Source organism: Arsukibacterium tuosuense (assembly GCF_900215315.1).
Classification (GTDB): Bacteria; Pseudomonadota; Gammaproteobacteria; order Enterobacterales; family Alteromonadaceae; genus Alishewanella; species Alishewanella tuosuense.
This window is the reverse complement of sequence record NZ_OBEB01000001.1, coordinates 836759-851874: the sequence shown is the minus strand read 5'-3', so window position 1 is coordinate 851874 and position 15116 is coordinate 836759. Positions and strand designations below refer to the sequence as shown.

The following is a 15116-nucleotide window of genomic DNA, read 5'->3' as shown; positions in this document are numbered from 1 at the left end:
ATGAGCTATTTTCATCAGCACATCGATGGCAGCCCGCTGGCGCTACCATTGGGTAAAGTAGTGTGTATTGGTCAGAATTATCAGGATCATATTGCCGAAATGCAGAGTAAAACTGCTGCTGAGGCATTATTTTTTATTAAACCCGCTACGGCATTGTGCCCGCTGGCACCGGCTTTTGCTATTCCGACCGGGCGTGGCGCGGTGCATAATGAGCTGGAAATAGCGGTACTGATCAATAAGCCACTAACTGCGGCGTCGGCTGAGCAGGTTGCTGCTGCAATTTGGGGCTACAGTCTGGCGTTGGATTTAACCCTGCGCGACGTGCAGGCGAATTTAAAGCAACTGGGCCGGCCCTGGGAAGTCGCCAAAGGCTTTGACGGTGCCTGTCCGGTGGCCGGTTTTGTGCCGGCAGCCGATATTGCCCATCCGCAGCAGCTGGATTTTAGTTTAGCCGTTAACGGTGTGGAGCGACAGCACGGCAACAGTGCCAATATGATCCGCGGCATCAGTCAGCTGATCAGTGAAATGTCACAGCACTTTACCCTCTTGCCCGGTGATATGGTGCTTACCGGTACGCCGGCGGGTGTCGGGCCTTTACAAGCTGGCGATCAGCTGCGGCTGCAACTGGCCGACTATTTAACCGTAACGACAAAGGTAAGTTAACAATGGCATTAGCAGAGCGCTACTGGGAAACAAAAACCCTCGATGAAATGAACACCGAGGAATGGGAAGCGCTGTGCGATGGCTGTGCAAAATGCTGTCTGAATAAATTTATTGATGATGATGAAGAGCAGGGGCCTACCAGCGTGTTAAAGGCTGATGAGCAGGTGCAGTACACCAATATTGGCTGCCGCTATCTGAACAGCCACAAGTGTGAATGCACTGAGTACAGCCAGCGCAGTGTGCTGGTGCCCGACTGTATTCAGCTGACTAAAGCAAACCTGAAAGACATTTTCTTTATGCCGACCAGCTGTGCTTATCGCCGTCTGCATGAAGGCCGCGGCTTGCCCAGCTGGCATCCGCTTTTGAACAATGGTAAAAAAAGCCTGATGCATAAAAAGCAAATGTCAGTGCGTAATAAAACCATCTGTGAAACCCAGGTAGATATGGATAATTTTGAAGATTTTATTGTTCGCTGGCCATTAAACGATTTAGATTAGCAGTTAAATACAGTAACAACGCATCCTAACAACAATAATAATGCCGGGCACAAATGCGCTTAAAACACATTAAACTGGCGGGCTTTAAGTCCTTCGTTGACCCAACTCAGGTACCTTTTCCTGAACAGATGACGGCCGTAGTCGGCCCGAACGGCTGCGGTAAATCTAATGTGATTGATGCGGTGCGCTGGGTACTGGGTGAGAGCTCGGCGAAAAACCTGCGCGGCGACGCCATGACCGATGTTATTTTTAATGGCTCAGGCCAGCGCAAGCCGGTTTCTCAGGCAACGGTTGAGCTGGTTTTTGAAAACACCGAAGGCCGGCTTAGTGGCAATATGGCCGATCGCAGTGAAATTTCCATTAAACGGCTGGTTACCCGCGAAGCGCAGTCTACTTATTTTCTAAATGGCAGCAAATGCCGCCGGCGGGACATTACCGATATTTTTCTGGGCACTGGCCTCGGGCCACGCAGTTACGCCATTATCGAGCAAGGCATGATCTCGCGGCTGATAGAATCCAAGCCACAGGAATTACGGGTATTTATTGAAGAAGCCGCCGGCATTTCCAAGTATAAAGAGCGTAGGCGCGAAACCGAAAACCGGATTAAACATACCCGGGAGAACCTCGACCGGCTGGCCGATGTGCGTGAAGAGCTGGCGAAGAATATCGACAAATTAAAACGCCAGGCCAGCACCGCCCAGCGTTATAAAGAACTCAAAGCGCAGGAGCGCAAACTTAAAGCAGAGCTTACCACCTTAAAATGGCTGCGCTTTAATAACCAGTTAACAGAGCTGGAACAGCAGTTAGTGCTGCAGGAAACCGAGCTGGAGAAATACCAGGCCGGCATGCAGGGCGAGCAGCGCATACTTATTGAATTAAAAGAGCAAACCACCGATGCCCGCCAGCAAGCTGAGCTGCAGCAAAGTCGCTTTTATCAGCTGGGCAATACCATTAGCCGGCTGGAGCAACAAATTCTGCATCAGCGCCAGCAGCAACAGATCCTCAGCAGCCAGCTGCAGCAAAAACAACAAGCCCTGGCAGACAGCGAGCAGTTTATCGGTACTGAGCAGCAACAGCTGGCAGAGCTGATTAGTGAGCAACAGCAGCATAGTCCGGAGTTAGCGCTGAGCGAAGAGCAACTGGCCGAGCTTGAGCAACAGTTACAGCAGGCGCAGGCTTATCTGACTGAACAACAACAGCAGTGGCAACAGTGGCAACAGCAGCATTTTAACCTGCGCCAACAGCAACAGCAGGCGCAGTTAGCCTGGCAAAACGCCAGTAATCAGGCCGGCCAGTACCAGAGCCAGTTAGCGCAGCGCCAGCAACAATCAGCGCAGTTACAACAGCAGCAACCTGAGCAGAGTATTGAGGCCATTACCGCCCGGCAGCAGCAATTAACTGCTGCCAGCGAGGCCGCTATGCAGGACGTTGAACAGGCCCGGTTAGCGGCGGAGCAAATGGCAAGCCACAGCGCCACACTGAAGCAGCAGTTAGCGGCCATCGCTACCCGGCAACAGATTTTAACACAGGAACAGCAGCGACTGGTGGCACTTGATGGCCGCCAGCAACAAAACCAGCAGGCATTACTGGCGCAGTTAGTGGTGCAGCCGGGCTGGGCTGGCGCAGTAGCGGCTGCGCTTGGTGCCTTGCAACACGCCGGCATTAGCGCTGATGCAGCAGAAAGCGAAAACTTTTGTTATGTCAGGGCACCACATTTACCAGCAGAAAAGTCATTAGAAAACAGCCTGCCCGCACAGCCGGGTACCCTGGCCAGTGTGATTAGCGACGGCTGTTACCCTGATTATTTTCAGACAATTCAACTCGCCGACAATCTGGCCCTGGCCCAGGGCATTGCCGCTAAACTTAGCCCAGGCCAATCGGTGATCACCGCTGAGGGGCATTGGCTCGGTCAGAACTGGGGCCATAGCAGCAATAGTGACAGCACCGACTCCAGCCTGCTGCGCCGCGAGCGGCTAACCGCGATTACTACTGAACTAACTGAATTGAGCAATGAGCAGGATTTATTAAGTGAGCAGTCAGCTGCAGCACAGCAAGCTGACAGTGAAGCGCGCCACGCATTAACAGAGCAACAGCAGTTACTTGCCGAATTACGCCAACAGTTGCAACAGGCCGATACCGAACGTCAGTTGCAGGCTCAGGCTGCAAAAATAGCCCGGCAGCAGCAATTACAGCTGGCGGCGGAATGTCAGCAACTTAGCAGTCGTCTTCTTGAGCTGGAAACCGAACTGGCAGTGTTAGAGGAACGTCAACAGCAAGCAGAGGATACGCTGGCTGAGCATGCGGACGCGGAGCATGTGTTGCAACAGGCGCAGCAGCAGGCACAGCTGGCGCTGCAGCAGAGCAGTCAGCGTTTTGAACAGCAAAAAGAGCATTGCCGGCAATTACACACCCAGTTAACTCTGGCTGAGCGGCAACAGCAAAGCCTGAGTCAGAACCTGAGCCGGGCGCAGCTGCAATTAGCCCAGCTACGGGAGCAAATAGTTGGCTTAGAGCGGCAGCTTGCTGACAATAATGAGCCGGAAATTTTGTTGCAGGAGCAGTTGCAGGAAGCGCTGTTAAGCCGTGAAGATGCCGAGCAGGCCATGGTGGCCGCCACTGATTTACTGGCGGGTTTAGAGCAGCAGATGCGCGAGCTGGAGCAAGGCCAGCAGGGCATTATGCAGCAGCTTAACCAGAAACGACAACAGATTGAGTCGTTGCGCCTTGACGCCGAGGGTTGTCGGATCCGGGCTAACAATATGCTGGAACTGTTGCGGGAACAGCAGGTCAATATTAAAGATGTGATACCACAATTGGCGGCCGACGCTGCTGAAAGCCAGTGGCAGCAGCAACTGGATAAAACCGTTGAAGCGGTCAGCCGCTTAGGAGCGATAAACCTGGCGGCGATTGACGAATATGAGCAACAGGCAGAGCGTAAGCGTTACCTGGACAGCCAGCACGATGATTTAACCTCGGCACTGGACACTCTGGAAAATGCGATGCGCAAAATTGATAAGGAAACCCGGCAGAAGTTTAAAGACACCTTTGAACAGGTAAACGAAGGGCTGAAAGGGCTGTTTCCCAAGGTATTTGGCGGCGGCAGTGCTTATCTGGATCTGACCGAAGATGACTTACTGGAAACCGGTGTTACTATCATGGCCAGACCGCCGGGCAAAAAAAACAGCACAATTCATTTATTATCGGGTGGTGAAAAAGCGCTAACGGCCTTATCATTGGTGTTTTCAATATTCAGACTGAATCCGGCACCGTTTTGTATGCTGGATGAGGTAGATGCACCGTTAGATGACGCTAACGTCGGCCGGTTTTGTAATCTGGTGCGGGAAATGTCAGCAACGGTGCAGTTTATATATATTAGCCACAATAAAATTGCCATGGAGATGGCAGCACAGCTGATGGGCGTGACCATGCAAGAGCCTGGAGTATCGCGGGTAGTGGCTGTGGATGTGGATGATGCTGTCAAGCTGGCAGTAGCCTGATAACATAATAAGGTACGACTATGGCTGATGAGTTAAGATTAGTGTTAATTATTTTAGGGGCGCTGGTGTTAGGCGGTCTGTTTATTCATGGGCTTTGGACGGTACGGAAAAATAACCGCCAGGCTGGCCATCGCTATCATCCTGATACTACGCCAACGGCAGAGCCAGAGCATAGCGAAGGGTTTGATGATTTAGGCGTAGGTCCGGTGCGGGTCTTGAAATCGCGCAGTGGTAATGTTGACGGAGCCGCAGGCCCTGAGCGGACAGAGCCGAAAATCAGCCCGGCTTCAACCCATTCTCAAACGGTAACTCAGCCAAAAAACAGCCGTTCTGCCAGTGATCTGGCCCGGCAACAGCCAGAGTTCGATTTCGACGGCCCGGCAGAAAAAACTGAACCGGCAATAAACTTCAGTGCCCTGGCTGATGACGAAAGCCCGCGCAGCCGACAGCCTGAAAACGATTCTACAACTAAACCGGCAGAGCCGGAGCAGAAACCGGCTCATCAGCCATCTGAAGTGCTTATTTTGTATGTGTTGTTACCAGAGGGACGTGATATCAAAGGTCCCGACTTATTGTCGGCATTGTTACCTCTTGGTTTTAAATATGGCGATATGGATATTTTTCACCGTCATCTGGACAGCGCAGGCGGCGGTGAGGTGCTATTCAGCCTGGCCAACATGTTTAACCCCGGCACCTTTGATTTAGAGCAGATAGATAAAATCAGCACCCGCGGTTTAAGTTTGTTTATGACCTTGCCCGGCCCGGGTGAGCCGCTGCAGAATTTTAACCTGATGCACAATGCCGCCAAAAAGCTGGCCGAGGAGTTCGGTGGCCAGGTTCTGGATGGCCAGCGCAGCGTATTAACCGTACAAACCGTTCGGCACTACGTGGATAAAATTCGTGAATTTCAGCGCCAGCAGCTGATTCATGGCTAGCGGGTGCTATTTATCAAGTACGGCAGGGCTCTCCCTGCCGTTTTTGTTCCCGAAAATGTGTTTTTTAAAACCCTGACAGAATAAGCGCTATGACAACTTCAGATAACAATAATATCGCAGCTCAGTTGCAGCAACTGCGTCAGCAATTACAACAGTACAATTATCAGTACTATGTGCTGGATGATCCCAGTGTGCCGGATGCTGAGTACGACCGGTTATTTCAGCAATTAGTCAGCCTGGAGCAAGCTCACCCAGAGCTTATTACTGCTGACTCTCCCAGCCAGCGCGTTGGCGCAGCGCCGTTAGCCAAATTCAGTCAGGTTAGCCATAGCGTGCCAATGTTGTCCCTGGATAATGCCTTTGAAGATGCTGACTTTCTGGCCTTCAGCAAACGGATAGCTGAGCGGATTGACAGTGCAGACGAGTTTGCCTATTGCTGCGAGCCAAAGCTTGACGGTCTGGCGGTAGCGATTCGTTATGAAAACGGCCTGTTGGTGCAGGCGGCGACCCGTGGTGATGGCTTTACCGGAGAAGATATCACCAGCAATGTTAAAACGATCCGGGCAGTGCCGCTGCAACTAAATGGCAAAGTACCAGAGGTGCTGGAAGTGCGCGGTGAGGTGTTTATGCCACTGGCCGGTTTTCAGGCCATGAATGACAAAGCGCGGCAGGCGGGTGACAAAGTGTTTGCCAATCCGCGTAATGCTGCCGCCGGCAGCTTACGCCAGCTGGATCCGAAAATTACTGCCGCCCGGCCGCTGATGTTTTATGCCTACGGCATTGGTGCCATCAGCGATAGTGATGAGCGGCTGGATAACCAAAGCCATTACCAACGCTTAATGCAGTTGAGAAACTGGGGCTTACCGGTGTGTCCGGAAGTGCAACTGGTTAACGGCAGTGAGGCGGCACTGGCTTACTACCGGCAAATAGGCGAGAAGCGCAGCCAGTTACCGTATGAAATAGACGGCGTGGTAATTAAAGTGACGTCGCTGGCGCAGCAGCAGGCGCTGGGTTTTGTGGCGCGGGCGCCGCGTTGGGCCATTGCCTTTAAATTTCCGGCGCAGGAGCAGTTGACGACGTTGCTGGATGTCGAGTTTCAGGTCGGCCGTACCGGTGCTATTACTCCGGTAGCGCGCCTGACACCGGTTGTGGTGGGTGGGGTGACAGTCAGTAATGCCACCTTACACAATCAGGATGAAATTAACCGGCTGGGTATTAAAGTAGGTGACACTGTTACCGTGCGCCGGGCGGGCGATGTTATCCCGCAAATTGTTGCGGTATTAACAGAGCGCCGGCCGTTGGATGCCCGGGATATTTTATTTCCCGAGACATGCCCGGTATGTGGCTCAGCTGTAGAGCGGGTCAGTGGCGAGGCTGTGGCCCGTTGCAGTGGCGGTTTATTTTGTCCGGCACAGCTTAAAGAATCGATTAAACATTTTGTCAGCCGTAAAGCCATCGATATTGATGGCCTGGGCGATAAGCTGGTGGAGCAGTTGGTTGAGCAGCAGCTGATTAAAACCCCGGCCGATATTTACACGCTGGATATGCCGGCGTTAATTGGCTTAGACCGCATGGCAGAAAAGTCGGCATTAAAGCTGTTAAACGCTATTAAAGCATCGTGTCAGACCAGCTTGCCGCGCTTTATTTATGCGCTGGGTATTCGCGAAGTTGGTGAAGCAACTGCGCTTAATCTGGCCCAGCATTTTGGCAGCCTGCCCGCCATTATGAACGCCAGTCTGGAACAACTGCTGGCAGTAAACGACGTGGGCAAGGTAGTGGCAGAGCACCTGCAAAGCTTTTTTGCCGAGCCACATAACCAGCAGGTTATCGCCCAGCTGCAGCAGGTGGGTATTTATTGGCCCGATATTACCGTACAGCAGGCATCGGCTCAGCCGCTGGCTGGCCAGACGGTGGTGTTAACCGGAACGCTTAGTAGCATGGGGCGGGATGATGCTAAAGCCCGTCTGCAACAATTGGGTGCCAAGGTATCCGGCTCGGTGTCGGCGAAAACCCATGCGGTTATTGCCGGCGATAATGCTGGCTCTAAATTGGCCAAGGCGAACGAGCTGAAGGTGCCAGTGTGGACTGAGCAACAGATGTTAGATTTATTCAGTAGTAACGGAGTGACCTGATGCTGGAGTTGTTGTATCAGCTATTAACCGACTGGGGCTTATTGTTCCGGCCTTATATCCGCGATATTGCGCTGGCAATGGTGGCAACCTGCCTGGTGGTGTTCGGGGATGATATTAACCGCTTTATCCGCCGCCAGATAAGCAGCCTGCACTTTATCTGGCGTACGGGTATTTTTATTCTGGTTTGCGCCTTTGGTTACGGTGCCATCACGATATTCCTGACCCCGGTAGTAGCGGGCTTACTGGTGCGCCTAACCAATATTGAACTGCCCTGGGTTTGTCTGGCAATTTTTATTGCGCTTGGCATGCTGGCGCAGCGTAAGCGCCAGGTTTAATATGATGGTGGCCGCATTCAGATGAGTTCCCAACAGTACTGGCCTTTACTAGACAGTAACGGCTTATTACAGATACCGCTGCGCTTTTACGCCTTACTGTTGTTATTGCTGAGGCCTTATCTGTGTTGGGTAACAGAGCTTAGTATGATGCGCTCACAGCATAGTTTGCTGGGGCAGTTTTACCCGCGGCAGCATGATTTTTTGCTGGCCTGCCTGATAGCACTGCCGTTACTGTTATTGGTGGCGGCGTTAAGTCAGCGCCGGCCAAAAGGGCAGCGTTTCTGGTTTTATTTGTGGCGTCCCGGGCTGTGGCTGCTGTGGTTGGTGACGCTCGCTGATTTTGCTCACAGCATCAGTGGCCTGGATGGTGATGTTATTCTGGATGCACCGTGGCGGCTGATAGCGCCAATGTTGTTAGTGCTGGCTATGCTGTGGCTGGCATTCAGTAAAAGCCTGCCGGCTATTTTTAAAGAATGGCCAGAGCCGGTGCCGGCTAAAAAGAGCACTAAAGCAGTTTAGGCGTGTTGGTTTAAATGTTTTTGTTTTAGTTGCTGGTAGCGCTGCAATTGTTCAGGTTTTAAGTTACTGGTCTCGATCAGCTGCTGGCACTGATTCAGCAGCTGTTGCTTGCTGGACGGCGCACAAAGTGGTCGTGGGCTGGTTAACAGAGTTTGCCATAAGTTTAGCGCGATGCCGGCATTTTTTGGCATGACCTTGTAGGCGAGTTTGAACGCATCAAAGGCTTCCTGCCAATTGCCATGCTTATAAAGGGTGACCGCATTGTTGTTCAACTCACGCGGGCCAAGCCGCATGGCTAAACGCTCTTGTTGCTCTTGTTGGATATAGGCATTAAATAAGGGATCGGCCAGTTGCCGCTGACAGTGGTCGCTTATCTGGCTGAATAATTCAGCCGAGGCCTGGCTTAAGCCGACTTCATGCAAGGCTTTGGCCCGATCCAGCGCGCCTTCCACCGAGTCTATTTTTTGTAGGGGCTGCAGTGCGCTCAGCATGGCCTGGGCTTTGTCTTTATGATCCTGCAAATACAACAGTCTGGCCTGCAGCACCTGTTGCTGACTTTCCAGTGCGCCATGGCTGCCGTTGGTATACTGGCGTTGCACGGTGCTAAGTGACACCGCGGCCTGGCGGTTCAAACGGCTGCTTTGCTCTTCATCATCTACGCTCAGGGCAAAATCAATACTGGCCCGGGCCAGGGTTAAGTATAAATCGGGCTGCTCATACATTGAATAACGGGCGTACTTCACCATATCACGCGCTGCCCGGTACTGGTTTTCATAGTCGTGGTTTATCCGGGACAGCTGCAATAATTTCTGTTGGCGAAACATATTACGGGGTGCCAGCTCAGCCGCCTCCAGTAAATGTTGCTGCGCTTGCTGAAAATGCTGCTGCTTAAATTCCAGCTCGGCCAGTAAATCCAGTGCAAACAAGCGGCTTTCTGAGCGCTCCAGCAAGGCCTCCAGCTCAGTAAAGGCCTGCTGCTCCTTACCCTGAGCCAAATGGCAACGTACCAGGCCCATTCTGGCCCAGCTGAAGGGCTGAATATTTAACATGGCACTGAAAAATTTTTCGGCAATGCTGTAATCGCTCTGGCTTAGCAGCACATCGCCTTTTAAACGAAGCAATAATGGGAACAGCTTATGCTGCTGTGCATCAGCCAGTTGCAGATCTATGGCTGCCAGTGCTTTCTGGTCGTCCTTGGCATCCAGTGCCTGATACACCTCACGCAGCTGTTGCTTACGGCGTAAAACCCGCTCTATCCTCAGTTGTAAGTCTTTAATCACGAAAGGTTTTGCCAGAAACTCGTCGGGCTGCAGCTCAATCACGCTGTGTACCAGCGATGGGTCGGTTTCGGCACTGATAAAAATAATGGCACAGCTAAGCTGTTGCAGGCCTTTGGCTTTAATTTCTTCATATAGCTGAAAGCCATCTTTGCCTTGTTGCTGGTTGTGGGCGCAGATAATTAAGTCAAACTGATTATCCCGGCACAGGTTTAACGCCACGTTGGCCCGCTCGGCCAGAAAAATATTCTGATAGCCAAGCTGCTCCAGGGCAAAGCGTAAAAAGCCCTGAGCTAAACTTTGGTCGTCTATCACCAGAATACGTTCATCGCGGCGCGGCGCTGTGTTCATGCAGTAAAGGGTTCCAACCGGGGATTAAATCACTTTGCTTACTATAGCAAGTTTTGGCTTTGGCAACAGCAGAACAATGGCATAACGTAAACGGCAGTTAGTTGCTGCTTATGCGAACGGAAATAGCGCTGGATAAAAACTGTATTTTAGCTTGATAAGCAACTAGTGTTTACAAGTAGTCGATGAAGTGAAATAGGAGTTCAATTAAACATTCTGCAAAGGGATCCGAAAATGAAAAGAATTACATTAATTCCGCTGGCATTTTTGTTCTTGCTGTGTACGGTTGTAAATGCAGCAGACACTGCGCTGGTTATCTCGCATAAAGACAAAAATCTGCAATGGGGAGCCTGTCCTGATTTCATCCCAAAAGGCTGTGAATTAGCAGTTTTACAAGGTGACCCAGCCAAAAAAAACACTGATGTCTTCTTTAAAGTGCCTGCCGACTTTGAAATACCCCATCATATGCATACCTCAGTGGAGCGCATAGTTTTGGTGTCTGGCACGCTTGATGTCATGTATGACAATCAGGAGAAAGTTACCATTAATACCGGGGAATATGCCTACGGCCCGGCCCAGCTGCCCCATTCTGCCTATTGCCATAAAGGTGAAGCCTGTGTGTTGTATATCGGCTTTGTTGAGCCGCTTGACGCCATTCCTGTGGCAAGCGCAGCGACTAAATAGCTGGGGCAGGCAAATAACAACCACTTCCACACCGGCATCATTGTATGATGCCGGATTTCGGAATAACGCATTTTAATTAATTTATTGATGACTGTTGGTTAATTTATAGTTACCATTGCTGCACTTCACAGTAATGGAATTGTTTATGAGAAAGCAGTGTTTTATTAAAAGCCTCGCAGTATTAGCATTACTTACAAGCTTACCTGCCTGCACCGCAGAGGCAAAAACTACCTTGTCGTTTAGTGCCGATTATAAAATTGCCATTCCCCAATCATTTCTTGCTGACGCCACCGTGTTTGCTACTGACGAATTAGCCGTTAAATCTGCTTCCGGCCAATTGTTTGCCGGCAAAGTGTTGTCTGCAGACTCAGAGCAGCTACCCGCTGATTTTGATTTTAGTCTTTACCCGGATTACTTGCTTAAGTTAAAGGCGGTAGCTGGGCTAAGTTCAGAACTAAGAGCAGTCTTTGAGAACTCAGCTGCCGAGATTGATTACAGCTATGGCCTGGCAAATATCGAAGTAGAGCAGCAAGAAGGCTGGAAGCTTTTCAGCCTGTGCAAAGAGCAGCGCTGTCTGGCTTATGTAATGAAAGACGACAACGTGGAATATATTCTCTCTGTTCATGCTCAGGGGATGAGCAGAGCCGATTTTACCGGTTTAATAAAAGGAGGTTTGCATGTTGAAAACTAATGAAAAAGAGCGCTTGTACGAACTTGTTACGGCGATGATTGGTGAAGATGCTTCGATTAAAGCTTATAAAAGCGGATTTAACCAGAACACGGTAGTCGTAGTTGAAGAGATGATTGCCGCCAGTATTAAGTGCAATGCGAATATGAAAAAGTTGATATCAGACCTGCTTGGTGTTTCCGGAACCTTAACCAAGGGCTGGTTGAGTAAAACGCTTGCTACTGCAAACCGAAATGTATCCATCACAGAGCTAAAGGGCTATGGCTGTCTGGTTTCTGTAAAGTCGCGTTGGAAAATTGCGATTATCAACAGCACTATTTAAAAGTATTTCTAGCAAATGAAATTTATTACTCATACTGCTGATAAATGTCATTAAGCTCTAAGCACCGCAATGTACTTGAACTTGTCGCCCCGAGGCCCAAACATATCTTGAGAGGGTTATTAGCTGGATTGCCAGTTAACTAGCGTTATTGCTAACTTATGGAGGATTAATGAAAAAAGTACTGATATTCGTAACCAACCACGGTACCTTGGGTGATACCGATGAAGCTAACGGCACCTTTTCTCCTGAGCTTACCCATGCACTGGATGTGCTACTGAAAGCCGATGTTTATTATGATCTGGTCTCTGTTAAAGGTGGCAAAGCGCCTTTATATGGTACTGACATCGAAGATGATGAAGTGAATGCCAGAATTCTGGCCAATGATGAGTTTCAGAAACGGATCAACAATACGCTGGTGGCATCGAAAGTAAACGTAGATGACTATGATGCTATTTTCTATCCGGGTGGCTTTGGCTTATTGTCAGATTTGGCAACTGACCAGACAGTAGCAATGTTAAGCGCCCGCCATTATGAAAACGGAGGGATATTGGCCGCGGTATGTCATGGCCCGGCGGGGTTGCTGCCAATTACCCTGAGTGATGGCCAGAAGCTGCTTGAAAATACAGTGGTAACCGGCTTTACCCGGGAAGAAGAAGTAGACTATGGCACTATCGACAAGATCCCGTTTTTACTGGAAGAGTCGTTAACGCGGGCAGCAAAGCAGTATCGCAAAGGCCAGCCTTGGGCTGAACTGGTTGTTGAAGATAACAGAGTTATAACTGGTCAGAACCCGGCCAGCGCCCATGCAGTGGCAGCAGCGCTGGTAAAACAGTTGGTGTAGTTTAGGGTGACCTTGCCGCTACTTTTAAAAACGTCCTTTTACAGGGCGTTTTTTGGTAGTGCGTTTGGCCTGGAGTGCGCTAAAGTATCATCATCATAAAAAACAGGTACGAATTATGTCGCTAGCGTCAATTATGACCAGAAAAGTGCAAGTGACAACGGAAGGCGCGACCTTAGCAAGCTTGCGTACCTTATTTATTGAGGCAAAATTTCAGCATGTGCCGGTGGTGAACAGCCTGCAGCAGCCGATAGGTATTGTGTCGGTTAAAGATTATTTTAAAGCGGTAAGTTCAGTAATGGATACGGCGTCTGAAAGCACTATCGAGTTGTATATGCAAAAGCGTAAGGTCAGCCAGGTGATGTCGTCACCCGTGTTCAGCGTGCCGCAGGATACCGGTATTTTGCAGGCAGCCAGTATTCTGGTTGAACGCAATATCAGTTGTTTGCTGGTTATCGATAGCCAGAAAAAGTTAATTGGCATAGTGTCGTGGAAAGATATTATGCGGCGGATTGTCCAGGCCCAACAAAAGAAACAACAACAACCAGAGCAAAAGAAATAATGAATATAGAAGTGGTGGATTGTACTGGGTTCGAACCAGTGACCCCCGCCTTGTAAGGGCGGTGCTCTCCCAGCTGAGCTAACAATCCACGGGAGAAAAACTGTGGCATCAAATTGGTGGATTGTACTGGGTTCGAACCAGTGACCCCCGCCTTGTAAGGGCGGTGCTCTCCCAGCTGAGCTAACAATCCACGCTGTTTGATGGCGCTCATTATAGGGAGCATGAATTTACTGTCAACTTTATTTTTTAAAAAGCGGTTTGATTGCTGCAAAAGTAAACATCAGCGGCTTTTGGGTTGAAATGGCCGATGAATGGCTGTGCGCAGGTGGTGCATCATTACGTCAGCATTGTTACAATAGCGCCATCTCTGTTTTTGCCTATTTTGGAATAATTATGTCGTTAGTTACCCGTTTTGCGCCGAGCCCTACCGGTTATCTGCATGTTGGTGGTGCCCGTACAGCATTATACAGTTGGCTCTATGCTAAAAAGCGCGGTGGTAAGTTTATTCTGCGGATTGAAGATACTGATATTGAGCGCTCTAATCAGGCATCAGTTGATGCAATTTTAGAAGGTATGCAGTGGTTGGGCCTTGAGCATGACGAGGGCCCATACTATCAGACCCAGCGCTTTGACTTGTACAAAGAAGTTGTGGCGCAGTTGCTGGCTGACGGTAAAGCATATAAATGTTTTTGTACGGCAGAAGAAGTCGACGCAATGCGCGAAGCGCAAATGGCGGCCGGCGAAAAACCAAAATACAATGGCATGTGGCGTGACCGTACTGATCATCCGGCAGACAAACCTTTTGTGATCCGCTTTAAAAACCCGCAACAGGGCGTAGTGGTCATCGAAGACATGATTAAAGGCCGGATAGAAATTGCCAACAGTGAACTGGACGATTTAATTATTGCCCGCAGTGATGGTACGCCAACTTATAACTTAACGGTTGTGGTGGATGACTGGAAAATGGGGATCACTCATGTGATCCGTGGCGACGACCATGTTAACAACACACCAAGACAAATGAATATTCTGGCCGCGTTGGGTGCCGAAATCCCCAAGTATGCCCATGTGCCGATGATCCTGGGCGATGACGGTAAACGTTTATCTAAACGCCATGGTGCTGTTGGCGTAATGCAGTATCGGGATAACGGCTTTTTGCCTGAGGCACTTATTAACTATCTGGTGCGGCTGGGTTGGTCGCATGGCGATCAGGAAATTTTCAGCAAAACCGAATTGGTTGAGCTATTTGATTTAGCTGACTGCAACCGGGCGCCATCTGCGTTTAACACCGAGAAACTGTTGTGGTTAAACCAACACTATATCAAAACCCTGCCGCCAGCACGGGTAGCAGCTGAGCTGCAGTGGCATTTAACTGTCCAGCAACTGGATACCAGCAAAGGCCCGGCTATTGAAGCGGTAATAGGTGTGCAGGGCGAACGGGTAAAAACCTTAACCGAACTGGTTGAAGTCAGTCGTTATTTTTATGAAGACTTCAGCGACTTTGAAGAAAATGCGGCTAAAAAACATTTACGACCAGTTGCCGCAGAGCCACTGGCGTTAGTTAAAGAAAAACTGGCTGAGCTGACAGACTGGCAGGTCGAGCCTATTCACCACGCCATTAATGCTGCCGCCGAGCAGTTAGGGCTGGGTATGGGCAAGGTGGGTATGCCAATGCGGGTTGCAGTTACCGGTGGTGGTAATTCACCGGCGTTAGATCAAACCTTATGGTTGATTGGTCGGGAACGTACCTTAGCCAGAATTGACATGGCGCTGCAATTTATCAGTAAACGGGCAGAGGCTAACTAATCCTGTGTTAAAG

At 50.1% G+C, this 15116-nt stretch carries 14 protein-coding genes and 2 tRNA genes; 13 read left to right on the top strand and 3 right to left on the bottom strand.

From position 1 onward, the window contains the following. From CRO03_RS03960 to CRO03_RS03930, 7 genes are all read left to right on the top strand, one after another. Positions 1 to 663, top strand: coding sequence for a fumarylacetoacetate hydrolase family protein (locus CRO03_RS03960; protein ID WP_097110228.1), 663 nt, complete (start codon positions 1 to 3; stop codon positions 661 to 663). Between the two features lie 2 nt (positions 664 to 665). Further along, entirely contained in the window at positions 666 to 1160 is a 495-nt protein-coding gene (locus CRO03_RS03955; protein ID WP_097110227.1) for a YcgN family cysteine cluster protein, read from the top strand. A gap of 53 nt (positions 1161 to 1213) precedes the next feature. Beyond that, a complete protein-coding gene (smc, locus tag CRO03_RS03950) occupies positions 1214 to 4657 on the top strand; it encodes a chromosome segregation protein SMC (RefSeq protein ID WP_097110226.1) in 3444 nt (1147 codons plus the stop codon). A gap of 20 nt (positions 4658 to 4677) precedes the next feature. Further along, the gene (gene zipA, locus CRO03_RS03945) at positions 4678 to 5592 is read left to right on the top strand and encodes a cell division protein ZipA (protein ID WP_097110225.1); all 915 of its coding nucleotides are present in this window, start codon (positions 4678 to 4680) and stop codon (positions 5590 to 5592) included. An 89-nt stretch (positions 5593 to 5681) separates the two neighbouring features. Then, a complete protein-coding gene (gene ligA / locus CRO03_RS03940; RefSeq protein WP_097110224.1) occupies positions 5682 to 7724 on the top strand; it encodes an NAD-dependent DNA ligase LigA in 2043 nt (680 codons plus the stop codon). Continuing rightward, complete coding sequence (locus CRO03_RS03935; RefSeq protein ID WP_097110223.1) at positions 7724 to 8059, top strand: DUF3392 domain-containing protein; 336 nt, start codon at positions 7724 to 7726, stop codon at positions 8057 to 8059. The genes ligA and CRO03_RS03935 overlap by 1 nt, the downstream gene beginning before the upstream one ends. A gap of 21 nt (positions 8060 to 8080) precedes the next feature. After that, positions 8081 to 8578 carry a DUF2919 family protein gene (locus tag CRO03_RS03930; protein ID WP_097110222.1) on the top strand — a complete coding sequence of 166 codons (498 nt, stop codon included), beginning with the start codon at positions 8081 to 8083 and terminating at the stop codon, positions 8576 to 8578. Here the strand turns inward: CRO03_RS03930 and CRO03_RS03925 are convergent. After that, positions 8575 to 10206 (bottom strand): response regulator, encoded by a 1632-nt coding sequence (locus CRO03_RS03925; protein ID WP_097110221.1) that lies wholly within the window; start codon positions 10204 to 10206, stop codon positions 8575 to 8577. The genes CRO03_RS03930 and CRO03_RS03925 overlap by 4 nt on opposite strands. Positions 10207 to 10437: 231 nt before the next feature. Between CRO03_RS03925 and CRO03_RS03920 the strand changes: the two genes are divergently transcribed. The 5 genes from CRO03_RS03920 to CRO03_RS03900 all read left to right on the top strand — a co-directional run bounded on the left by CRO03_RS03920 (position 10438) and on the right by CRO03_RS03900 (position 13297). Then, positions 10438 to 10887, top strand: a complete 450-nt coding sequence (locus CRO03_RS03920; protein WP_097110220.1) for a cupin domain-containing protein — start codon at positions 10438 to 10440, stop codon at positions 10885 to 10887. A 145-nt stretch (positions 10888 to 11032) separates the two neighbouring features. Continuing rightward, positions 11033 to 11578 carry a hypothetical protein gene (locus CRO03_RS03915; protein WP_097110219.1) on the top strand — a complete coding sequence of 182 codons (546 nt, stop codon included), beginning with the start codon at positions 11033 to 11035 and terminating at the stop codon, positions 11576 to 11578. Beyond that, the gene (locus tag CRO03_RS03910; protein ID WP_097110218.1) at positions 11565 to 11897 is read left to right on the top strand and encodes a hypothetical protein; all 333 of its coding nucleotides are present in this window, start codon (positions 11565 to 11567) and stop codon (positions 11895 to 11897) included. Before CRO03_RS03915 ends, CRO03_RS03910 begins: the two co-directional genes overlap by 14 nt. Before the next feature lie 169 nt (positions 11898 to 12066). Next, positions 12067 to 12738: a type 1 glutamine amidotransferase domain-containing protein gene (locus CRO03_RS03905; protein WP_097110217.1), complete on the top strand. Its 672-nt coding sequence runs from the start codon at positions 12067 to 12069 to the stop codon at positions 12736 to 12738. A 115-nt stretch (positions 12739 to 12853) separates the two neighbouring features. Then, entirely contained in the window at positions 12854 to 13297 is a 444-nt protein-coding gene (locus tag CRO03_RS03900; RefSeq protein WP_097110216.1) for a CBS domain-containing protein, read from the top strand. 12 nt (positions 13298 to 13309) lie between these two features. Here CRO03_RS03900 and CRO03_RS03895 read toward each other — a convergent pair. Next, positions 13310 to 13385 (bottom strand) — tRNA-Val (locus CRO03_RS03895). Between the two features lie 26 nt (positions 13386 to 13411). After that, positions 13412 to 13487 (bottom strand) — tRNA-Val (locus CRO03_RS03890). 203 nt (positions 13488 to 13690) lie between these two features. On the opposite strand from CRO03_RS03890, the gene gltX reads away from it, so the two are divergent. Then, positions 13691 to 15103 (top strand): glutamate--tRNA ligase, encoded by a 1413-nt coding sequence (gene gltX, locus CRO03_RS03885; protein WP_097110426.1) that lies wholly within the window; start codon positions 13691 to 13693, stop codon positions 15101 to 15103. Positions 15104 to 15116: the final 13 nt, after the last annotated feature.